This is a genomic window from Chachezhania sediminis (genome assembly GCF_009765275.1).
Lineage (GTDB): Bacteria > Pseudomonadota > Alphaproteobacteria > Rhodobacterales > Rhodobacteraceae > Chachezhania > Chachezhania sediminis.
Genome location: NZ_VOPH01000001.1, coordinates 841,188 through 862,783 on the forward strand (window position 1 = coordinate 841,188; position 21,596 = coordinate 862,783).

At 65.0% G+C, this 21,596-nt stretch carries 23 protein-coding genes; 11 read left to right on the top strand and 12 right to left on the bottom strand.

The window, feature by feature from the left end; genetic code table 11:
- Positions 1 to 436: 436 nt before the first annotated feature.
- The 5 genes from FQK05_RS03945 to purC all read right to left on the bottom strand — a co-directional run bounded on the left by FQK05_RS03945 (position 437) and on the right by purC (position 5,549).
- Positions 437 to 1,771, bottom strand: a complete 1,335-nt coding sequence (locus FQK05_RS03945) for a sigma-54-dependent transcriptional regulator (protein ID WP_158964550.1) — start codon at positions 1,769 to 1,771, stop codon at positions 437 to 439.
- Positions 1,772 to 1,956: 185 nt separating this feature from the next.
- Positions 1,957 to 3,780, bottom strand: a complete 1,824-nt coding sequence (locus FQK05_RS03950; protein WP_158964551.1) for a sensor histidine kinase — start codon at positions 3,778 to 3,780, stop codon at positions 1,957 to 1,959.
- A gap of 37 nt (positions 3,781 to 3,817) precedes the next feature.
- Entirely contained in the window at positions 3,818 to 4,486 is a 669-nt protein-coding gene (gene purQ, locus FQK05_RS03955; protein WP_158964552.1) for a phosphoribosylformylglycinamidine synthase subunit PurQ, read from the bottom strand.
- On the bottom strand, positions 4,486 to 4,716 hold the full coding sequence (gene purS / locus FQK05_RS03960) for a phosphoribosylformylglycinamidine synthase subunit PurS (protein ID WP_158964553.1): 231 nt from the start codon (positions 4,714 to 4,716) through the stop codon (positions 4,486 to 4,488). Before purS ends, purQ begins: the two co-directional genes overlap by 1 nt.
- Before the next feature lie 71 nt (positions 4,717 to 4,787).
- On the bottom strand, positions 4,788 to 5,549 hold the full coding sequence (purC, locus tag FQK05_RS03965) for a phosphoribosylaminoimidazolesuccinocarboxamide synthase (protein ID WP_158964554.1): 762 nt from the start codon (positions 5,547 to 5,549) through the stop codon (positions 4,788 to 4,790).
- A 158-nt stretch (positions 5,550 to 5,707) separates the two neighbouring features.
- Here purC and FQK05_RS03970 point away from each other — a divergent pair, with 158 nt between their 5' ends.
- The 3 genes from FQK05_RS03970 to FQK05_RS03980 all read left to right on the top strand — a co-directional run bounded on the left by FQK05_RS03970 (position 5,708) and on the right by FQK05_RS03980 (position 7,783).
- Entirely contained in the window at positions 5,708 to 6,025 is a 318-nt protein-coding gene (locus FQK05_RS03970) for a DUF1476 domain-containing protein (protein ID WP_158964555.1), read from the top strand.
- Positions 6,026 to 6,178: 153 nt separating this feature from the next.
- The gene (gene bmt / locus FQK05_RS03975; protein ID WP_158964556.1) at positions 6,179 to 7,222 is read left to right on the top strand and encodes a betaine--homocysteine S-methyltransferase; all 1,044 of its coding nucleotides are present in this window, start codon (positions 6,179 to 6,181) and stop codon (positions 7,220 to 7,222) included.
- Positions 7,223 to 7,345: 123 nt separating this feature from the next.
- Complete coding sequence (locus FQK05_RS03980; protein ID WP_158964557.1) at positions 7,346 to 7,783, top strand: hypothetical protein; 438 nt, start codon at positions 7,346 to 7,348, stop codon at positions 7,781 to 7,783.
- Positions 7,784 to 7,968: 185 nt separating this feature from the next.
- Here the strand turns inward: FQK05_RS03980 and FQK05_RS03985 are convergent, their stop codons facing one another.
- Positions 7,969 to 8,628: a DUF1638 domain-containing protein gene (locus tag FQK05_RS03985; RefSeq protein ID WP_158964558.1), complete on the bottom strand. Its 660-nt coding sequence runs from the start codon at positions 8,626 to 8,628 to the stop codon at positions 7,969 to 7,971.
- A 300-nt stretch (positions 8,629 to 8,928) separates the two neighbouring features.
- A complete protein-coding gene (locus FQK05_RS03990; protein WP_158964559.1) occupies positions 8,929 to 9,633 on the bottom strand; it encodes a corrinoid protein in 705 nt (234 codons plus the stop codon).
- Positions 9,634 to 9,857: 224 nt separating this feature from the next.
- Here FQK05_RS03990 and FQK05_RS03995 point away from each other — a divergent pair, with 224 nt between their 5' ends.
- Together FQK05_RS03995 and FQK05_RS04000 are read left to right on the top strand one after the other, a co-directional pair.
- Positions 9,858 to 10,937: a PA0069 family radical SAM protein gene (locus FQK05_RS03995; protein WP_158964560.1), complete on the top strand. Its 1,080-nt coding sequence runs from the start codon at positions 9,858 to 9,860 to the stop codon at positions 10,935 to 10,937.
- A 156-nt stretch (positions 10,938 to 11,093) separates the two neighbouring features.
- The gene (locus tag FQK05_RS04000) at positions 11,094 to 11,690 is read left to right on the top strand and encodes an SAM-dependent methyltransferase (RefSeq protein WP_158964561.1); all 597 of its coding nucleotides are present in this window, start codon (positions 11,094 to 11,096) and stop codon (positions 11,688 to 11,690) included.
- Between the two features lie 4 nt (positions 11,691 to 11,694).
- Here the strand turns inward: FQK05_RS04000 and FQK05_RS04005 are convergent, their stop codons facing one another.
- Together FQK05_RS04005 and FQK05_RS04010 are read right to left on the bottom strand one after the other, a co-directional pair.
- Positions 11,695 to 12,108 (bottom strand): hypothetical protein, encoded by a 414-nt coding sequence (locus FQK05_RS04005; protein ID WP_233270347.1) that lies wholly within the window; start codon positions 12,106 to 12,108, stop codon positions 11,695 to 11,697.
- A 29-nt stretch (positions 12,109 to 12,137) separates the two neighbouring features.
- Positions 12,138 to 13,217: an isopenicillin N synthase family dioxygenase gene (locus FQK05_RS04010; RefSeq protein ID WP_158964563.1), complete on the bottom strand. Its 1,080-nt coding sequence runs from the start codon at positions 13,215 to 13,217 to the stop codon at positions 12,138 to 12,140.
- Positions 13,218 to 13,541: 324 nt separating this feature from the next.
- On the opposite strand from FQK05_RS04010, the gene FQK05_RS04015 reads away from it, so the two are divergent.
- From FQK05_RS04015 to FQK05_RS04040, 6 genes are read left to right on the top strand one after another with little or no spacing between them, the layout of a single operon-like run.
- Positions 13,542 to 14,630 (top strand): extracellular solute-binding protein, encoded by a 1,089-nt coding sequence (locus FQK05_RS04015; RefSeq protein WP_158964564.1) that lies wholly within the window; start codon positions 13,542 to 13,544, stop codon positions 14,628 to 14,630.
- A gap of 4 nt (positions 14,631 to 14,634) precedes the next feature.
- Positions 14,635 to 15,696, top strand: a complete 1,062-nt coding sequence (locus FQK05_RS04020) for an ABC transporter ATP-binding protein (RefSeq protein ID WP_233270348.1) — start codon at positions 14,635 to 14,637, stop codon at positions 15,694 to 15,696.
- Positions 15,697 to 15,719: 23 nt separating this feature from the next.
- Positions 15,720 to 16,673, top strand: coding sequence for an ABC transporter permease (locus tag FQK05_RS04025; RefSeq protein ID WP_233270349.1), 954 nt, complete (start codon positions 15,720 to 15,722; stop codon positions 16,671 to 16,673).
- On the top strand, positions 16,670 to 17,476 hold the full coding sequence (locus FQK05_RS04030; RefSeq protein WP_158964567.1) for an ABC transporter permease: 807 nt from the start codon (positions 16,670 to 16,672) through the stop codon (positions 17,474 to 17,476). Before FQK05_RS04025 ends, FQK05_RS04030 begins: the two co-directional genes overlap by 4 nt.
- Positions 17,477 to 17,489: 13 nt before the next feature.
- Complete coding sequence (locus FQK05_RS04035) at positions 17,490 to 18,104, top strand: cysteine hydrolase family protein (RefSeq protein WP_158964568.1); 615 nt, start codon at positions 17,490 to 17,492, stop codon at positions 18,102 to 18,104.
- Between the two features lies 1 nt (position 18,105).
- Positions 18,106 to 18,843, top strand: coding sequence for a hypothetical protein (locus FQK05_RS04040; RefSeq protein WP_158964569.1), 738 nt, complete (start codon positions 18,106 to 18,108; stop codon positions 18,841 to 18,843).
- 102 nt (positions 18,844 to 18,945) lie between these two features.
- Here the strand turns inward: FQK05_RS04040 and FQK05_RS04045 are convergent, their stop codons facing one another.
- From FQK05_RS04045 to FQK05_RS04055, 3 genes are all read right to left on the bottom strand, one after another.
- Positions 18,946 to 19,737: an MBL fold metallo-hydrolase gene (locus tag FQK05_RS04045; protein WP_158964570.1), complete on the bottom strand. Its 792-nt coding sequence runs from the start codon at positions 19,735 to 19,737 to the stop codon at positions 18,946 to 18,948.
- Entirely contained in the window at positions 19,730 to 20,173 is a 444-nt protein-coding gene (locus FQK05_RS04050; RefSeq protein WP_158964571.1) for a hypothetical protein, read from the bottom strand. Before FQK05_RS04050 ends, FQK05_RS04045 begins: the two co-directional genes overlap by 8 nt.
- Positions 20,174 to 20,357: 184 nt before the next feature.
- The gene (locus FQK05_RS04055) at positions 20,358 to 21,575 is read right to left on the bottom strand and encodes an agmatinase family protein (RefSeq protein WP_233270376.1); all 1,218 of its coding nucleotides are present in this window, start codon (positions 21,573 to 21,575) and stop codon (positions 20,358 to 20,360) included.
- Positions 21,576 to 21,596 lie beyond the last annotated feature (21 nt).

The following is a 21,596-nucleotide window of genomic DNA, read 5'->3' on the forward strand; positions in this document are numbered from 1 at the left end:
CCCTTTTGGGGTCTATCACACCTGCCCCGGCAAGGCGGACCGACATGGCCGCCCTTTGGGCCGACCGAGTCCCGCATGGGGGCGTTCCGGACCGGCCTTAGCCTGAGACAGTGAATCTCTCGTTTACGTAACCGCGTCTGCACAGCACGCGATGCGGTTCGTCCGAACAGCATAAGACCACCCGGTCGGGAAATACAATGGTCAAGATGCATGTGGGTCTGAATACAGGACCGTGGCGTCGATGCCCCAGCCCCGGCGCCGCCGGCGGAAATCTCTGTTCCGCAAGGCAGCCGATGCCCGGTCACGCCATCCCGGAAAAATCCCGAGGCGGCCCGGAAATCCGGCCGTCAACGTCGGAGCCGGCCCCGCAGTGTGCGTGGTTCACCACGCACACTGCGGATGCCGCGAAGGGCGAGGTTTCATCCCGCCGCCGACATCAAAGGTAATCGGCCCGCTGAAGGCCGTACTTCGTCATCTTCTCGTTCAGCGTCCGGCGCGGCAGGCACAGTTCTTCCATCACCGCCGCGATGGACCCACGGTGGCGCCGCATCGTGTTGTCGATCAGCATCCGCTCGAACGCCTCGACATATTCCTTCAGGGGCTTGCCTTCGGTCGTCATCACCGGCTGCATCTCCTCGTGATCGGAAATCAGCAGCGATGCGATCGTGCCCGACCCACGCCGGGCCTGCAGCACCGCACGTTCGGCCGTGTTGATCAGCTGGCGCACGTTGCCGGGCCAGGGCGCACGCAGGATCTGCGCCGCCGACTGGGCGGAAATCTGCGGCGGTTCGCAGCCGTATTCCTCGGCGAACTGTTCGCTCAGGTGCGTGAACAGCGTCAGGATATCCTCGCCCCGCATCCTGAGCGCCGGGACCGTGATCCGAAGCGCCGCCAAACGGTAGAAGAGGTCCGGGCGAAGGGCGTCCTCGCAGGTGCGGCCCGCCTCCTGCATGTTCGAAATCGCGACGATCCGGGTCTCGCCAGGGGTGCCCTGTTCGTTGATGGCGCTCAAGAGCTTGGCCTGAAGGCTCTCGCTCAGCGTCTCGATATCTTCCAGGACCAGCGTGCCGCCGCGGGCCTCTTCCATGGCGGGCAGGCGTTCGTCATCGGGCTGCATCGGGCCGAAAAGGCGCCGCGCCAGTGCCTCCTCCTCGTAAGCCGCACAGCTGACCAGCACGAATTTCTTGCCGGCGCGGCCGCCCACGGCGTGAAGCGCATGGGCCACCAGCGTCTTGCCCGTCCCCGTCTCGCCGTCGATCAGAACGTGGCCGTCTGCCTGGCCCAGGTCCAGAATATCCTCGCGCAGGCGTTCCATAACCGGGCTGTTGCCAACCAGCTTCTTCATGATCAGCGTGCCGTCCGACAGCTCTCGCCGCAACTGGCGGTTGTCCAGCGTCAGGCGGCGGGCATTGGCCGCCTTGCGCGCCAGGTCCGACATCCGGTTCGGATCGAAGGGCTTTTCCAGGAAATCATAGGCACCGACGCGCATCGCCTCGACCGCCATGGGGACATCGCCGTGACCGGTGATCATGATCACAGGCAGCGCGCTGTCGGACCCCATCAGCTTCTTCAGGAACTGCATCCCGTCCATGCCCGGCATCTTGATGTCGGATATCACGATCCCGGGATATTCCGGCCCCAGCACCTTCAGCGCATCTTCGGCCGAAGCAAAGGTTTCGGTATCGTACCCCGACAGCGCCAGCCACTGGCTGATCGACTGCCGCATGTCCTGCTCGTCATCCACGATCGCGATCTTCATGGACTGCGCCATTCCGCGGTCTCCTTACGTTGTTGCGGCGCGCGTGGCGCCGTCCGTCGGCCCTGTCATAGGGCCCTGTCACCGGTCCCCTTGTCGTCCCTGTTCCGACTGCCGAAGGGCCCGGATCTGCGCCCGGGTCGGTCTTCGGCATAAGCAATACGCCCCGCGGGACCCAAAAGTTCCACGCAGGGCGCGCATTATTCCGCGGCTTCGCTGCGGCGCCGAAGGATCGGCAGCCGCATTTCGAACACGGCCCCGCCGGCCTCGCCGTTCCGGGCGGTCAGCCGGCCACCCAGGTCGTTCACGATCCCGGAAGAGATCGCGAGCCCCAGCCCCACACCGTCACCCGGCTGCTTGGTGGTGTAGAATGGCTCGAAAAGCTTGTCGAAATCCTCAACGCCATAGCCATTGTCCCGGACCGTCAGGCTGGCGGTCTCGCCCGCGGCCAGGATCACGTCCAGTTCCGGGTTCGCCACAGATTTCGTGGCGTCGATCGCATTTCGCAAGAGGTTGATGATCACCTGTTCGATCTGGATCTGGTCCCCCATGACGAAGACCGGCTCGGTCGGCAGGATCTGGGTAAGGCGGACATGGCGGGTACGCAGCTGCGGTTCCATCATCGACAGGGACGAAGACAGCGCATCGCCCAGGTTCACCGGCATCAGCGTACTGCCGCCCTTCCTGGCATAGGTCTTCAGCTGCCGGGTAATGGCCCCCATCCTTTCGATCAGCCCGTCGATCCGCCCGAACGAGGCCAGCGCCTCCTCGTGGCGGTTGCGGCGGATCAGCAGGCGCGCACCGGCCAGATAGGTCTTCATCGCCGCCAGCGGCTGGTTCAGTTCGTGGCTGACCGCCGCCGCCATCTCGCCCAGGGCCGCCAGCTTCGAACTTTGCGCCAGCGACTGTTCCGTCACGGCCAGGGTTTCCTGAACCCGCATGCGTTCGGCGATCTCGCGCTGAAGGCGGGCGTTCAGTTCCCGCAGTTCCGCAGATTCGCGCTGGAACAGGGCCATCCGCAGCGCAGTCTTGCGGTTGGTGAAGTAGAAGACCAGCGCCAGCAGGATGGCGAAGCCCATGATCTCCAGCGCCAGGACGCCGTTCACCTTCTCGCGCACCGATGCGTAGCTGGTGAAGGACGTCATCCGCCAGCCCTGGAACGGGATCCGGGTCTGAAGCCGCATCACCGCCTCGCCGAACAGGTACGCATCGGGCGGCAGCGCGCCCCAGTCGGCCGTAGCCCGGATCGCGCGTTCGATGGCGTTGATCGGCGCCTCGCGGGCGATCGCCTCCTGTTCCGACAGGCCCAGCCAGCGCGGTTCCGTCGCCAGGATGATGGCCCCCGTGCTGTCGGTGACCAGCACCGCGTCCGAAATCCCGGCCCAGGCGCGGGCGAACTTCTGCAGGTCGACCTCGACCACCAGGACGCCCAGCAGTTCGGTCCCGTTCTCGATCCGGCGGGAATAGGCAAAGCCGTAGGCGCCGCTGTCCCGCCGGGTGACGGAAAAGACGGTGGTATTGGACCGCGTCGCATCGACGAAGAACGGATCCAGACGGTGGATCGACCCCAGCCGGTTGCGGTCGGTCGCGGCCACCGTGCGGCCGTCCCGGTCCAAGAGCATCAGCGAGGCGGCGCCGATTTCCTCGTCGAAGGAAATCAGGCGCTGGGTCGACTGGCTGAAATCGCCGGAGTTCAGGGCGCCGATCAGGGTCGGGTCGCGGGCCAGAAGCTGGGGCACGATGGCGTTCCGCCGCAGTTCCGAAAGAAGGTTCCCGGAATAAAGCGCAAGGCGCAATTCGGCCCGGTTGCGGGTCGTTTCCGTGAAACGGTCGGTCAGCAGCTGATTGGTGGTCCAGACGGTGACCGCGGCCACCAGAAGCAGGATCCCCACCCCGATCCGCGTGCGCCGACGGCGCCGGTCGGCACTGCTTCGCCTGCGGCGCGGGCGCGGCGCGTCCACAAGCGCCTCCGCCGGATCGGCGGAAGGCGCTGCGCGGTCGTCAGAAGGGCGGTTTTCGTCCATGCAGGCAAGGCTACGCTTGCGGCGTAGCCTTCACAAGTCAGGCGGTTGCCAGCATCTCGGCCAACACGCGGAACATTGCCGCCCCGTCGGTGCCGCCATGGGCGGATTCCGACGCGCGTTCCGGATGGGGCATCAGGCCCAGCACCCGGCGGTTTTCCGACAGGATGCCGGCGATGTCGTTCATCGACCCGTTCGGATTCGCCGTATAGGTGAAGGCGATCCGATCCTCGTCCTGAAGCCGCTTCAGCGTCGCCTCGTCGGCGAAATAGTTGCCGTCGTGATGCGCGATCGGGATCATGATCTCGTCCCCCGCATTGTAGCCCTGGGTAAAGACCGAGCTCGACGTGGCGACCTTGAGGCCCACCGTGCGGCAGACGAAGTGCAGCCCGGCATTGCGCAGAAGCGCCCCCGGCAGCAGGCCGGTTTCCGTCAGCACCTGAAAGCCATTGCAGACGCCCAGCACGTGGCCGCCCTTGTCGGCAAAATCCTTGACCGCGCGGATGATCGGCGACTGCGCGGCGATGGCACCGCAGCGCAGGTAGTCGCCGAAGGAAAACCCGCCGGGCACGCCGACGATGTCCAGGCCCGCCGGCAGTTCGGTGTCCTTGTGCCACACCATGGTCACGTCGGCCCCCGCCTTGCGGAAGCTTTCGGCCAGGTCCCGGTCCGCATTCGACCCCGGGAAGGTCACGACGCCGGCACGCATCAGGCCATCTCGATCGTGTAGGATTCGATCACCGTGTTCGCGAGAAGCTTCTCGCACATCTCGGCCACCTGCTCCTTCGTGGTCCCGTCCGCCAGGTCAAGATCAAGAACCTTGCCCTGACGCACGCCCTGGACCCCGTCGAAGCCCATCGTCCCCAGCGCGTGGCGCACCGCCTCGCCCTGCGGATCCAGAACCCCGGTCTTCAGATGCACCGTCACCCGTGCCTTCATCCCATGCACTCCTGAAAATGGCGCGAAAAGGCGCTGGCAAGCGCCCTGCCATGCCGGCCCGAAGGCCCCGATTAGTTGATCAGCGTCGGCTTCGACATGGGCGACGCGTTCTTGGGCAGCACACCCAGGCGCCGCGCCACTTCCGAATAGGCATCCGTCAGGTTGCCCAGGTCGCGCCGGAAGACGTCCTTGTCCAGCTTCTGGCCGGTCTCGATGTCCCACAGCCGGCAGCTGTCGGGGCTGATCTCGTCCGCCACCACAAGACGCTGGAAGTCGCCTTCGTAGACGCGGCCGATCTCGATCTTGAAGTCGACCAGGCGGATACCGACCGCCAGCATCACGCCGGACAGGAAGTCGTTGACCCGCAGCGCCAGGCTTAGGATGTCGTCCATGTCCTGCTGGCTGGCCCAGCCGAAGGCCGCGATATGTTCCTCGGTGACCAGCGGGTCGCCCAGGGCGTCGTCCTTGAAGCAGTATTCGACGATCGGCCGGGGCAGCTGCGTGCCCTCTTCCAGGCCCAGCCGCTTGGACAGCGAACCGGCCGCGTAGTTCCGCACGATCACTTCCAGCGGGATGATCTCGCACGAACGGACAAGCTGTTCGCGCATGTTCAGCCGGCGGATGAAGTGCGTGGGCACGCCCACCGCGTTCAGACCGTTCATGAAGAACTCGCTCAACCGGTTGTTGAGCACGCCCTTGCCTTCGATCACGTCGCGCTTTTCGGCGTTGAACGCAGTGGCGTCGTCCTTGAAATACTGCACGATGGTTCCGGGCTCGGGACCCTCGTAGAGGATCTTGGCCTTCCCTTCGTAGATTTTCTTGCGCCGCGCCATCGGGGTGCCTTTCGGATGTGGACCGGATGCAGTCCGGCCGCTGTGGCCCTCATAATCCAAGGTCCGCAGTGTCGCAAGCAGACGCCAGCCCCTTGCACGAAAGGTGGCATATCGGCATATCTGCCGCGATCACGTCTGCTGCACAAGGGTACTGGCCGATGAGCACCTTCGACAATCGCGAACAGGCCTTCGAGGCAAAATACGCCCACGACGAGGAAATGCAATTCCGCGCCGTCGCACGGCGGAACAAGATGCTGGGCCTCTGGGCGGCCGGGCTGATGGGCAAGACCCCTGAAGAAGCCGCTACTTACGCCATGACCGTCGTGTCCGCCGACTTCGAGGAAGCGGGTCACGAGGATGTCGTGCGCAAGGTCAAGGCAGACCTGGGCGACAAGGCAACCGAAGACGAAATCCGGGTCAAGATGGTCGAGCTTCTGCCGGTCGCCAAGGCCGAGATCATGACCGAACAGAACTGAATACCCCTTCGGTTGAGTGTGCCCGGCAGCGCGACGGCTTGTCCGTTCGCGCTGCTTTTCATGTTCTTCATGAATTATTCGACCTTGCTCCGTCCTCACGCCCGTGACACCGAAGCGTGACCGAAGCTCGATTCTCCGAACCCGGAAGGTACCATGACAACCGCTGCTGTCCCCGAGAACGCCCTGTCCAAAGCCCTTGCCGCAAAGGAGGTGCTGCTGGCCGATGGCGCCACCGGCACGACGCTGTTCAACATGGGCCTGCAAGCGGGCGACGCGCCGGAGCTTTGGAACGTCGATGAACCCAAGAAGATCCTGGCACTGTACCAGGGCCCGGTCGACGCGGGCAGCGACCTGTTCCTGACCAACACCTTCGGCGGCACCGCGGCCCGGCTGAAGCTGCACGGCGCCCAGAAGCGCGTGCGCGAACTGAACCGCGTCGGCGCCGAACTGGGCCGCGAGGTGGCCGACAAGGCCGAACGCAAGGTCATCGTCGCCGGATCCGTCGGCCCCACGGGCGAGATCATGGAGCCGGTGGGCGCGTTGTCCCATTCCCTTGCGGTCGAGATGTTCCACGAACAGGCCGAGGGCCTGAAGGAAGGCGGCGTCGACATCGCGTGGCTGGAAACGATTTCCGCCCCGGAGGAATACCGTGCAGCGGCCGAGGCCTTTGCCCTGGCTGGCCTGCCCTGGTGCGGCACGATGAGCTTCGACACCGCCGGCCGGACCATGATGGGCCTGACTTCGGCCGGCCTGTCCAATCTGGTCGAGGAACTGCCGAATCCCCCCATCGCCTATGGCGCGAACTGCGGAGTCGGCGCGTCGGACCTGATGCGTACCGTGCTGGGCTTTGCCGCCCAGCATCACGACCGCCCCTTCATCGCCAAGGGCAATGCCGGGATCCCGAAATATGTCGAAGGCCACATCCACTATGACGGCACGCCGGACCTGATGGCGGCCTATGCCTGCATGGCCCGCGATGCAGGCGCCCGGATCGTCGGCGGCTGCTGTGGCACCACGCCGGACCACCTGCGCGCCATGCGCGAAGCGCTGGACAGCCGCCCCCGGGACGAGGCGCCGACGCTGGAGAAGATCGTCGAGGTCCTGGGCCCCTTCAGCTCTGCCTTCGACGGCACGGAAGCGCCGAACGAAGACGATGATTCGCCCAAGCGCGCCCGCCGCGGCCGCCGGCGCGGCTGAGCCGCCAAGTGTCCGGATATCGCCCCGTCGATTCGACGGATGGCGATATCCGCAGATCCGGGTTCACGGTCCTGTCCCGGTCATGGTAGCAATCTGCGTACCATTTGATATCAGGGGCATTTCATGACGATTACCCTGGATGAAGTTCTGGCCCTGGGCGAAGCCTGGTGCGACACGCTGCGCCATGGCGGCACCATCGCGGAACGCGAGACCTTCTTCCTGCACCACCCCGCCCGGATCTATGTCCAGGAAAGCGGCGTGACGATGACGCTGGACGAACACCACGCCTATCATCAGCAATTCGCGTCCCAACATCTGGTCCTGGGCGATTTCGTCCTGGCGCAGCTGTCGGACGACCCCGACCGCGTCCGCGCCATCGGATCCTTCTACTGGGAGGCGCATTTCCCCGAAGAGGACGGCCGCCCCCCGCTCCGCTGCATCGTGGGCGAGGACTGGATCATCGAACGGGTTGCAGACGGATCGCTGAAATTCGTTCTGTGGATGAACACGCTGCACCACTTCCTGCCCGACAGCGCGGTAAACCGGCTGAAGCTGGGCTGACGGCCGCCCGCCGGGAAGGTCTGTTCGACAACGAAATCACCGGCGGCCGCGCACCAGTCGGCCGTCTCCGATTTCGTACCAGAGGCCGGTCGCCCGGCCATCCGGGCTTTCCTGACCCAGCAAGGACCGCCGGTCCGCGCCCGGCATCGCCAAATGGCACATCCGTTCGACAGAGTGGACGCCCGTCAGCGATCCCGCCCGGCCCAGACCTCAAGCGACCGCGCCAGGTCTCCATAGCCGGTAAACCGCCGTTCGAACGCCAGCCCAAGCCGCGCCGCATGGCCCCGGGCAAGCTCTGTCAACGTCGGGTCCTCTGTCTGGGCCTGATAGACCAGCTTCTCGTAATGGCTGAAATAGGTATCCCGAAGGTCCGGATGCCGGTCCAGCCCCAGCGGCCGCCAGACGAAGGCATCGAATTGCCGGACCAGGAAATCGGTCAGGTAGAAGGCGGTGAATTCCTCCTCTGCCTTTTCGGCAAAGGCCGCGTTGCCTTCGAAGAAGGAATAGCAATGCGGGCCTGCCACCATCTCCACGCCCATCTCGGCACAGGCGCGTTCCAGCAGGCCGCCGGTGCCGCAATCGGCATAGACGACATAGACCGCGGCATAGCTGTCGCGATGCTTGTCGACAGCCGCCTGGACCGCCCCCGTGATGCGATCCGGATGGTTGTGCAGGATCGCGGGCAGGCAGGTGACCGACACATGGTCCCAAGCATTGACAGCAACAAGGTCGAGGATTTCGCGCGCCAGCGCCCCGCAGGCAATCAACAGGATCCGGTCCGGAGCCGCTTCCCCGGTCAGGGCCAAACCCGACTCTGTCAGGGACGTATCGGTCGGAATGGGCATGGATCCTCCTGCCGTGTTCCGGGCGCACGTGGCGGCGAAATCAACAAAGCCACCGGAGCCAGTGACGAAAGAGGCTCTGGCTCACCACGAAGATGGGCCCCCATCGTCACGGATCCACCGTCGCTTCTGCTGCCTGAGCCTGCCCGCCGCCCCGTCAAGGGCAAGCCGCACGTGCCGCGCGGGGCTCCCGTCCCCTTGACGGGGGGCAGCGGCCACGCTCGAACCGGCAGCGCGACGGCGGCTCCGCGAAGATGACTTTGGAGGGGACCATTCGACCGGGTCGAAGGGTCCCCAGATTCGTCAGCCGGCGGCCATCTGGTTGTGCTTGCGGGCCATGAAGTCCTTGGCGGTTTCCACCGCAACGGCCGCATCGCGGCAATAGGCGTCGGCGCCGATGGCCTTGCCGAATTCCTCGTTCAGGGGCGCGCCGCCGACCAGGATGATATAGTCGTCGCGGATCCCCTGCTCCTTCATCGCGTCGATCACCACCTTCATGTAGGGCATCGTCGTCGTCAGCAGCGCGGACATGCCCAGGATGTCGGCATCGAAGTCCTTCACGGCCTCGACATAGTTTTCGACCGGGTTGTTGATCCCGATGTTCATCACCTCGAAGCCCGCGCCTTCCATCATCATCGTCACCAGGTTCTGGCCGATGTCGTGGATGTCGCCCTTGACCGTGCCGATCACCATGCGCCCGATGGTCGGCGCACCGGTTTCCGCCAGAAGCGGCTTCAGGATCGCCATCCCACCCTTCATCGCGTTCGCCGCCAGCAGCACTTCGGGCACGAACAGGATTCCGTCGCGGAAGTCCTGGCCCACGATGGTCATGCCCCCGACCAGCGCATTGGTCAGGACTTTGTAGGGCTCCCATCCGCGGTCCAGCAGGATATGAACGCCCTCCTCGATCTCGTCCTTCAGGCCATCGTAGAGATCGTCGAACATCTGCTGGACGAGTTCCTCGTCATCCAGTTCCGACAGGATGATCTCTTCTTCTTCATCAGCCATGGCGCGACTCCTCGGGGTCAGGGCGATTTTGCCTACCTAATGCCAATAGGTGTCTTGAACACTGGTAAATTTCCGACCTGCATTCAACCGGGACCGACCTTTCGCGACATGGCGCCCCTAACCCTGCCGTACAGGCGGTTTTCTCGGCGGCACCCGAAGCGGGCACAAGGGTATTCTTGCGGCGCATCTTGCGAATGTTCCCATTATGTTCCAGACTTGGATGCATGGAACATGTCCCGGGAATCGATGCGAAGCGGCGGAAGGCACGCGGTGCGGTCAGCAACGCGCCCGGGCGGTTCGATCCGCGGCGTGAGGAAATCTGGGACGGCTGGGAGATCGTCGAGGACCGGCCGGCCTTCCGGACCACCATATCCGAGGAGCAGCCGAAGAGCTTCGTGAACTATGTCGCCTCGCCCGATCTGCCCTTCGACCGGTCGATCAATCCCTATCGCGGGTGCGAACACGGCTGCATCTACTGTTTCGCACGACCGACCCATGCCTATCTGGGCCTGTCGGCGGGGCTGGATTTCGAAACCCGGCTGATCGCGCGGCCGACGGCGCCCGAGGTCTTGCGGAAGGAACTGTCGGCCCCGCGCTACAAGGTGGCGCCTATGGCCATAGGCACCAATACCGACCCCTACCAGCCGGTGGAGCGGGACCGCGGCATCACCCGCGCCTGCCTTGAGGTACTGCGCGACTTCAACCATCCGCTGGCTATCGTGACCAAGGGCGCACTGGTGGAACGCGATATCGACATTCTGGCGCCCATGGCCACGGCCGGCCTGGCGCGGGTGGGCATTTCGGTGACCACGCTGGACCCGGACCTGGCGCGGCGGATGGAACCGCGCGCGCCCTCGCCCGCGCGGCGGCTGGCCGCGATCCGGCGGCTGTCGGATGCGGGGATATCCGTGCGCATCATGACATCGCCCGTCGTGCCGGGGCTGACGGATCACGAGCTGGAGGCGATCCTGGCCGCGGGCCGGGAGGCGGGGGCGACATCGGCCAGCTGGATCATGCTGCGCCTGCCGCGGGAGGTGTCGGAACTGTGGCAGGAATGGCTGGAGGAACATGCGCCGGGACGCGCAGGCAAGGTGATGGCGCGGGTGCGTGAAATGCATGGCGGGCGGAATTACGATCCGCGTTGGGGACACCGGATGCGCGGCGAAGGACGCTATGCGGAGATGATCGCGCAGCGGTTCAGCGCGGCGGTCAAGCGGCTGGGGCTGGAGGAGGCGGCCCCGCCCTTGCGCACGGATCTTTTCGCCGTGCCGCCCCAGGTTGGCGATCAGCTGTCCCTGTTCTGAAGCATGCCCGGGGGGGCTCTGCCCCCCGCCCGCGCCAAGGCGCGGACTCCCCCCGAGGTATTTGAAGACCAAAGAAGCGAAGGGGCGTGCTTGGACTGCGGTCCGGAATCGGCCTAGATTGCGCCAGGACGACACGTGGAGAAGCGGATGGCAGGCATGAACTGGAACGATCGTTACGCGACCGAGGGGTTCCTGTTTGGGACCGAGCCTGCGGATTTCGTGAAGCGGGAGGCGGGGCGTCTGGAGCCGGGGTCGCGGGTCCTGTGTGTGGCCGATGGCGAAGGGCGGAATTCGGTCCATCTGGCAGGGCTGGGGCATGCGGTGACGGCCTTCGATGCCTCGACCGTGGGTGTGGAAAAGGCGCGTGCGCTGGCCGAGTTCCGGAAGGTGGCGGTCGACTTCAACATCTCTGGCATCGAAGCGTGGGACTGGTCGCGGGAATATGACGCCGTCGTGGGGATCTTCATCCAGTTCGCGCCGCCGGATCTGCGGGCACAGCTGTTCGGCTGGATGAAACAGGCGGTGGCACCGGGTGGGCTGTTGCTGCTGCACGGCTATGCGCCGCGACAGGTGAGCTACAAGACCGGCGGGCCGCCACAGGCCGAAAACATGTACACGGTGGACCTTCTGACAGAGGCCTTCGGCGACATGGAGATCCTGCGGATCGACGATTACGACCACGAGGTCGACGAAGGCCCGGGCCATTCCGGCCTGTCGGCGCTGGTCGATCTGGTTGCGCGCAAGTCCGGCTGAGGGATCAGAGCAGGTTCTGGGGAAAGCGGACCTGGACCGGGGCCGTCTTCCGCAGCCAGGCCTGGACGGCGAGGATCGCGACCGTCTCGCCCGCGTCCGAGAGCGCGCCGGCGCGGAACCAGACCCAGCCTTCGGCGGTGCCCCTGCCCCCCTGTTCGGGGACAAGATAGGCACAGCCCAGGTAGTAGTGCCGCCGGTCGCGGATCGCCCAGGCGAAGGAGCGCGACAGGTCGAATTCCTTAAGGTGCCAGGCGAGATCCAGCGCGTCGTCCCGAAGCGTCAGGCCGCGGGGCCAGTCGTCGCCGAAGAGACCGTGCAGCTTGCCACAGCTTTCGGTGACCGCAGCGAAATCTTCCTCCAGGTCGTCCGGGCCCAGGGGCGCCAGGCGCATATTGGCGACCTCTGCCTCGCGCGGCATTGGCGTATCCGCGAAATCGGGATGCGGCCTCATTCGGCGACGGGGTCCCGCGCCTCTCGCATGAAGGGGTTTTCCTCGGGGATCTCGTAGTCGGGGACAAAATCGCCGGTGCGGACGGCGTCGGCGATGTAGCGGAAACCGTTGGTCGTCATCCGCATCAGGTGATCCCCGGCCTTTATCGGCGGGTATTTCGCCGCGACCTCGGGCGTGCGGAACTTCTCCAGCGGTTCGATGGCCGTGTGGTAGTCGAGCCCGAAGAACAACGGGAAGGAATAGCGTTCGCGCCCGGTGTTCACGACCCGGTGCTGGGTCGACTTGAACTGGCCGCCGGACCACGTCTCGAAGATGTCGCCGATGTTCACGATAAAGGTGCCCGGCACGGGTGGCGCCTCTATCCAGATGTCCTCGGCATTCATGACCTGAAGACCGGGGCCACCCTGCAGCAGGATCGTGAAGCACTCGAAGTCGGAATGGGCCGAAATGCCCATCGACTCCTTCGTGGCCGGGTGGTCGTTTTCGATATAGCGCAGCATGCGCAGCTGCGAGGTGGGGCACGTGATGTGCTGGCGCAGCTCGGCCGGGTCGACGCCCAGTTCCGTCGCAAGCGCGTCCAGCATCCTGAGGCCCAGCGCGAAGATCGTATCGTAATAGGTCGAAACGGTGGTCCGCCAGCCGGGGATGTCGGGCCAGACGTTCGGGCCTGTCATCCGCCATTTCGCGATGTAGTCCGGGTGGTCCGCCGGCGCCTCGAACGACATGTCCCAGGCTTCGTTGAAGTTGATCGTTTTGGGGAAGTTCGACCCATTCTCCTCGAACGGGACATAGCCGCGATGGTTCGTGGTGAAGCCGCACCAGTACTTCATCTTGTAGGACCGCGACTTTTCGTGGAACGCCTTCGACGCGGCGAACAGGTCGTCGATCAGGGCCTGCGGCACACCGTGCCCGGTGATGTAGAAGAAGCCCGATGTCCGCGCGGCACGGCCCAGTTCGGCCCCGACGCGGGCGGCATCTTCGGCCACCCCGGACAGAAGACCGGACACGTCGATGACCGGCAGGGCCGCATCCTCGATGGTCACCGCGGTCTGGTCCTTTGCGACAACCTTGTTCATCAGGCCTCTCCGTTCCATGAATGCCCCGTGATCGGTCCAGACTGGCGCCCAGTCCGGGCGACTCACAAGCGGTTCGTTCGCGGACAGGGCAGATTTGCGAAACCAGTCCATTCCATGGGCAAACAGGCCCGAAAATGCACCGAATGCGATCAAATCCGGGCCGGCACGGGCGGCTGGATGGTCCGTGAATGGACAGGTCGCTGGGGCCATTTCCAGACTTTGACCAAGGGGCGCCGACGGGGACGCCCCGGGTAGTCTGAACCGTCCGCTTGTTCCCAAAAAATGGCCCGACAAACGATGGCCAGCACCAAAAGGATCCATCACATGGCTATGAAGTCCACCCTCAGCCGGCGCACCCTGCTGAAAAGCGGTGCCGGCGCCGCGACCCTTGCCGCGGCCGGCAGCCTTGGCGCGCCGCTGATCGCGCAGGAACGGTCGCTGAAGATCGGTTCCTACGGCGGGTATTTCGAAAACAGCCTGAAGGAACATGTCTATCCGAAATTCACCGAGGCCACCGGCATCGCCGTCGAAAGCGTGACGCAGCCGAATTCGTCCGACTGGCTGGTGACGATGCAACAGGCGGCCAATGCGGGCAACGTACCGGCGGACCTGTCGCTTTATTCTCGCGACACGATGATAAAGGCCAGCCGGATCGGCGACATCCTGAAGCCGATGGACGCCGCCGCAATCCCGAACCTGAAGTATTTCGACGATTACTATGCGTTCGAGGACAAGGCCGGCACCATCGGCGTGGGTGCGATGGCGTGGTTTTCGGCCATGGTGATCAATCCGGACGAAGTGAAGACCCCAGAAAGCTGGGCCGAGTTCTGGGACACCAGCCGGTTCGAGGCGTCGCTGGGCATTTCTAAGCTTTTCAACTCACACTTCCTGGACGTGATCGCCGCGACCTTCTTCGAAGGTCAGGAGACCTTCAAGACCAAGGACGGGATCATGGCGCTGATCGAAAAGGCCGCCGAGATCAAGCCGAACGTCGCCCTTTGGTGGTCGGCGGAAAGCCAGATGGAACAGGGGATGAAGAACCTCGATATCGTGGGGGGCATGTACTACCTCGACGTGGCGGGGCTGATGGCGGCCGACGGGTTTCCGATCAAGCCCCTGTTCCCCAAGGAAGGCAACCCGGGCGATTACGGGTCCTGGTGTCTGGCGGGCCTGTCGACCAAGGGCGGCGAGGCGGCCGAATTCGTCAATTTCTCGTGCGATCCGACGACCCAGAAGCTGATGAGCCTGATGATCGGCACCGCCCCCCTGGTCAGCCAGGAAGCGGCCGGGCTGACGGATGCGGAATTCGCCGCCGTTTCTGGCACACCGGTCATCCATCCCGCCTACGAGGCCTATCTGGACATGGAAACCTTCATCCAGGAAAGCTGGGACAAGATGCTCGCCGGGGCGTAGGGCCGTGCCGGATCTTGTCCTCAGCGATATCCGCAAGGACTTCGGCGCGTTCCGTGCCGTGGACCGGGTCGACCTGACCTTCGCCCATGGCGAACTGACGGCCCTTCTGGGGCCGTCGGGATGCGGCAAGACCACGCTTCTGCGGATGATCGCGGGACTGGAGGAGCCATCGGGCGGCACGATCCGCCTGGGCGAGACCGACCTGACCGGCACCCCGCCCCATGCACGCAAGTTCGGGATGGTGTTCCAGAACTTCGCCCTGTTCCCGCATCTGAACGTGGCCGACAATGTCTGTTACGCCCTGACCATCGCCGGCACGCCCACGGCCCGCGCCCGCGCGCGGGCCGGCGAGTTGCTGGACCTGGTGCAGCTGGCAGATTTCGGCCAGCGCCGGATCGGAGAGCTGTCGGGCGGCCAGCGCCAGCGGGTCGCCATCGCTCGGGCGCTGGCGCAAGAGCCCGAGGTCTTCCTGCTGGACGAACCCATGTCCGCGCTGGATGCCAAGCTCCGCGAGGAGATGCAGGTCGAACTGCGCCTGCTCCAACAGCGGCTGAAGATCACCACCATCGTCGTCACCCACGACCAGCGCGAGGCGATGACCATGGCCGACCGCATCGTGGTGATGAGCCAGGGCCGCTGCGAACAGGTGGGATCACCGCAGGAAATCTATCACAGGCCCGCCAACGGTTTTGTCGCGTCGTTCATCGGGCGGGCGAACTTTATGTCCGGCCGTGTGCGGAACGGCGCCGTGCAAGTCGCCGGCTGGACCCTGCAGGCGGTCCCTGCCCCGGCCTTCATCGACGGATCCCAGGTCACGCTGGCCCTGCGGCCCGAAAAGGCGCGGCTGGGCGCCGACCTGCCCGTAGGCAACCGCCTGCCCGCCACCGTCACCTTCCTGCGCGACGTGGGCGCCACCCGCGACATCCACCTGGACACGCCCGCAGGCCCCATGGTGGTCGAGGAAGTCACCGACCGCGGCACCGGCCTGCATGTCGGCGCGCAGACGCAGGTCTATCTGCCGCCCGACGCGCTGCACCTTTTCCCGGCCGAACCGGTCGCGGCATGAGCGTCGAGACTGCAGATCCCCCGATGGCACCCCCGGACGTTGACCGGGGCCCGGGGCTTTCGGGCTATTTCATGGTGCGGATCGCATTCTGCGTGGCCGTGGCCGCGCTGTGCCTGCTGCCCTTCCTGATGGTGATCGCGATTTCTTTCGGCGAAAAGGTCGAAGGCGCGGGCTGGCATTTTGCCTTCGACCTGACCAATTACCGCCGCTTCTTCGTCGGCGCCGACTGGCCCAATTCAACCTCGACCCTCTACCTGCAGAAGCTGGGCTGGTCGATCTACTATGCCGTCATCGCCTCGGTCATCGCCGTCGTCTCGGCCTTTCCGTTCACCTACTTCCTGACCCGCCTGACCCGGAAGGCGCAGACGCTGTGGCTGGTCTTCCTGCTGTCGTCCCTGTCCCTGTCCGAGGTCTTCATCGTCATGGGCTGGGACATTCTGCTGTCGGCCCGGTCCGGCCTGCCGATGGTGTTCCAGGAAACGGGCCTGACTCAGTGGCTGAAGGACATGGGCTGGTTCGACACCCTGCGGGACTGGGGCCTGGCCTCACCCCGGAACGTGAAATTCAAGACATCCGTTTTCGCCACCGTCCTGACGATGAGCTATCTGGTCTGGCCCTATGCGGTGATCCTGCTCTATCCCGCCCTGTCGCGTCTGGACCCTTCGCTGATCGAGGCCGCGCGGACCATGGGCGCCAGGCCCTGGACCGTGATCAGGACGGTCGTCATCCCCTCGGTCAAGCTGGCGCTGATCGGGACTGTGCTGCTTCTGTTCGTCTTCCTGCTGGGGACCTACGTCGCGGTCACCGTCTTTGCCGCGCCCGCGCAGCAGACGCTGGCCGTGTCGATCTATGAAGCCGTGCGCGGCGCCACGCTCAACGCGCCGTTCGGGTCGGCTCAGGCAGTGGTGCTTCTGGTCACGGCGGTGATCCTGCTGGTGATCGGGCAAAAGCTGTCGACCGCGGGGGGCAAGGGATGAGACGCCTGCACTGGGCCGCATCGCTCTTTATGGGACTGGCCGCCGTCGTCGTCCTGATGCCCATCGTCGTCGTGTCCGCCGCGGCGCTGAACGGCGGCCGGTCGATGGCCTTTCCGCCGGAAAACCCGACCTTCGACCGTTTCGTGGAATTCTTCGTGTCGGAACCTGTGTGGACGACGGCGCTCTGGAACTCCATCGTCATTTCCGTGTCCGCGGCCGCCCTGTCGGTCCTGATCGCCTGGCCCGTCGCCTATTGGCTGTGGCGGGCAAATGACGGGCTGTCGAAGGTGCTGGCGGGGCTTGCCGCCATGCCCTTTGCCCTGCCGCCCATCGTCTTCGGTGTCGGGCTTGGCTTCCTGTGGTCCTTCACCGGCGCGCTGGGGCAGATGTGGGCCGGGGTGCTCAGCCTTGCGGCGCTCTTTGCAGCGCTCCCCCTGGTCACGATATCCATCGGGCTCCAGTCCATCGACAAGGCCCTGCTGGAGGCCGCGGCCACCATGGGCGCGACCGAAGGCGTCAGTTTCCGGACCATCGTTCTGCCGCAGACGATCCCCTACACCATGTCGGGTTTCTTCTTCGCGCTGGTCCTGTCCTTCAACGAATTCATCGTGATGTTCTTCGTTTCCTCCTCCTCTTACGCCACCGTGACTCTGCAGATCTTCAATTCCCTCCGGAACGGATTCACGCCCACCATGGCCGTTGCAGCGATCACCTTCATCACCGTCTCTGTCGTCGCATTTTCGCTGGTCGCCCGCTTCGGCGACCTGCCGCGGCTGATGGGGGCGGACACAACCCGCCGCTAAGGATCCTAACGCCATGCCGCGCCAACCCACCATCGTCGGAAACCCCGTGCTTCTGGTCATCGACATCCAGTCTTCGGCCTTCATGGACGTGAAGGCCGGAATCCCGGTCATGCCAGGTTATCGCGAACGAATGGAACAGGCCCTGACCCTGATCCGCGCCGCCCGCGAACTGGACGTCCCCACGGTCTATATCCAGGAAATCCACCGTCGCGACATGGTCGACTATGGCCGCGAACTGGACGGCTCCGAAGGCATTCACTGCATGGACGGCGAACCCGGCACGCCCCTCCCGGCCGAGATCACAGGACAAAGGCCCGAGGATTACTTCGTGCCGAAGCGCCGCTATTCCGCCTTCTTTGGGACCGAACTGGAAATCCTGCTGAAGGGCCTGAAGGCGCAGACCCTGATCCTGATCGGCGGCATGACCGACGTCTGCGTGCACTACACCTTCGTCGACGGGCACCAGCACGACTATTACTGCCGTGTGGCCGGGGACTGTGTCGGCGGAACGTCCGTGGCCGCGCACGACGCCTCGCTGAACGCGATGGAATACCTCCAGGAAGGGGCCGTACTTCCCTGCGACGACATCCTGGCGGCACTGCGCCGCCACATGGCCAAGGCAGCCTGACATGATCGCCGCCGGGGATCTGACGGGTCACTGGATCCGCGACTGGATCCGCGCACCGGGGCTGGACGATGCCGAAACCCGGGTCCACTGGCTGCAGGCCCGCGACGGCTATTGCGATCTGAGGGTACCGCGGGTGCGGCCGGACCTTTCGAGCCTGTCCTGCCTGGCCGAGGCCGAAACCCCGGTGCTGCTGGCGCTTCTCCAGGCCGAAGGCTTTGCCGGCACGATAGAGGTTTTGGACGAGGTCTGCACCTGGGACCGCGCGATCAACTGGCACGGCGCGCCCGACGGCGTGGATGCCGGCCGCCTGCACTGGACCAACGATGGCCGGCTGATCGAGGACGGGACCGCAGCCGACTACCGCGAACTCTGGCACCGCGAGATCGCGGGTGCCCTCAACCGCAAGGTCTTTGCCGGTGCCGACGGCAAGGCGCTGCACGTGATCTGGTCGGAACGGTTGTTCCTTTACGGGATCGGCACGCCCGGGGCCGCCGGTTCGGCACCCCTGCGCCAGGCCCTGAACCTCGGCCAGCGCCCCGCGGCGGCCTTGCTGGCCCAGTTCGATGCCGAATACGGGCTTGGTCGCTGGCGTGGCGAAGACGGGGTGATCGCGCTTTGCACCAACCCGCTCCGCGAAGGGCAAAGCGCGTTCGAACGCACAGACCTGCACGCAATGACGTTCACGACCACGCGGACGGACTTTCTGGGCCGCCCCTCCCGCGATACCTGGCAGGCCTGATCCATCGCTGTGGCATAGCCGCCCCGACGCCACAGGGGAATGCGATTTGCATCGCATTCCGAAGGCCCTGTCAAAGGGCCTTCGCTGCCCCGGCGTCCAAGCTCAGAGATCCGCCCAGATGGCCAGATAGTGCTCGCACATCTCGACCAGCCGCGCCTTCCCGAACGGGTCGTCGTGGCCGCCCAGCACGACCTCGACCGGCAGCGCCATCAGCCGCTTCAGCGTCGCGGCATAATCGGCCGCGCTCATCCCCGGTGCCTGCCAGATCAGGGGCCCGTCATAAACCGCATCCGCCCCGAAGAGCGTCCCGCTTTCGGCATGCCACAGCCCGATCTGCCCGGCATCGTGGCCCGGGACGAACAGCACCTCGGCCGCCCAGCCACCCAGGTCGACGATGTCGCCATCCTCGACCAGCCGCGTCTGAGGCGCCCCCTTCAAGGTCCAGGCCCGCAGATCATAGCCCTGGTATGGCACCGCATCGATCATCCACGGCGTATCGATGCGACCGTACCCGCACTCGATCAGAATCTGCTGGAAGCTCTCGGGAATGTCCTTCGGGTCCAGCGTGTACTCCGACGGCGCCTCCAGGTCCGGCGCGTCGATCGGATGGGCGATCCGTGTGTCGAACTCGTGCATCGCTCCGAAATGATCGGCATGGGCATGGGTGGTGAAGCACCAGATCGGCTTTGCCGCATCCGTCCGGATCCCGTCCAGGAATGGCTTCAGGGGCACGATCCCCATCCCGCTGTCGACGATCATGTCCACCGCGTCGCCCTCGACCAGGTACATGTTCGCCGAGTAGACGGGATGCACATGCGGCTCGGTGATGCGGGTGATCCGGGGCAGGATCTTCTCGGCCCCATACCAGCCGTGCGCGACGGGAAGCTCAGCCATCGAGGCTCTCCGCCAGGAAGTCCCGCAGATCGACCACCCGCTTTTCCTTCATCGAAACATAGACGAAGCCCATGTTCGTTCGCTCGGTGATCATTTCGCCCGGAAAGGGCAGATAGGACAACTCGCGCGAGCCGAAGGACGGCGAGGCGGTCCCCACCTGCCATTCTGTCGTCAAATTCACGTCCACCAGCTTCAGCGACGGGCTATCGCCTTCGCCGATCTCCAGCGGCACACCTGCCAGCTTCAGATAGGCCTGCTTGTCCCTGGCCTGCTGGAACCCGTCGATGAACTGGCTCGCCAGAACCTGCAGATCCGCCGCCCGGTCCGCCGGCTCCATGTGCGAATGCAGGTGATCCGGCCCGTGATCGTGGTTGTGATCGTGCGGGTGATGATGGTGATGGTGGCCGATATGGCCGTTCACGATATCATGGGGCATCTTCCGCCTCCCTGTTTCTGTCGGCCCGGCTGTCCGGCCCCGTCCCCGGCGCCGCCCGCGACATGGAGTATTTTTGAAGAGAAGAAACCCGGGTCGCGTGCTTCTTCTCTTTCCAAATACTCCATGTCGCGGCCAGCTCCAAAGGGCGCGTCCGGCCAATCCGGGCGCCGTGTTCCGGTCTGCATCACTTCCGCTTCGCCGGCGTGCTCCAGCGGCGGCCATGGGTCGCCTCGGAATAGTCGCCCATGGGCAGCGACACGGGCTTGTCGATGTGCTGCCTGTGGGCGCCCATCTTGCCGTTGGCGACGAGCGAGCCCAGAACGTCGACGATCACCCGCGTGCCCATCAGGGCTGTGATGTCCGATGTATCATAGGGCGGCGAAACCTCGACCAGTTCCATGGCACAGATGCCCTCGGCCGCGACCTTGGAGGCCAGCGCCAGCGCCTCGCGCGGGAGGAACCCCCCCGGTTCCGGCCAGCCCGTGCCGGGCACGAAGCCGCAGTCGATGCTATCGATGTCGAAGGACATGTAGACCATGTCGACCCCGTCCCAGGCCATCTCCAGCGCCATTTCGGCGGTCTTGTCGACACCCATCTTCTCCATGTCGGACATGGTGATGATGTTGGTCTCGCGCTCGCGGGCGACCTTCACCGCCTCGCGCGGGACCTGCCAGCCGCCGATGCCGACCTGGACCAGATTCTTGGCCGGCACGTTGGGCAGGTTCGTGGAATGGAACCAGGGCGTCGTGTGCATTCGTTCGTCCAGGTCCTTTTCCTGGATGTCGGCATGGCGGTCGAAATGGACGATGCCGATCTTCTTGGATGTGCACTCGGCCACACCCCGCACGCAGGGAAAGCCGATGGAATGGTCGCCGCCCAGGATGATCGGCATGGAGCCCGACGAGAACACGTGCGCCACCGCCCGGCTGATCTGGTCGAAGGTCTTTTCGATATTCGCGGGGATGGTGAAGATGTCGCCGGCATCGCAGAGCGACATCTGTTCGCGCAGGTCGATCCCGGCCTCGTAGTTGTAGGGCGTGTAGAGGGCCGAGATCTTGCGGATCCCCTGCGGACCGAAGCGGGTGCCCGGGCGATAGGTCGTGCCGCCGTCGAATGGCGCGCCCAGGATGGTGGCATCGTACATGCCCACCTCGGTCACGTCTTCCGCATAGGGCGCCTTCAGGAAGGTGTTGATGCCGGCATAATGGGGCAGTTCGCCCCGGGCAAAGGTGGGGATCGACCGGTCCTCGATCGAATCCGCTGCCGTCAGGCCCATGCGGAGCGCCCAGGCCTTTTCCTTTTCCCATTCATCGCCCGGAATGTCGGCCTCGGCCTGCATCGCCTTCCAGCCGCCCAGCTTGGTAAGATCGGGATGATGCGCGCGCCGGTCGGGCAAATGCACGTCCCGGGGGTGATGGGAACG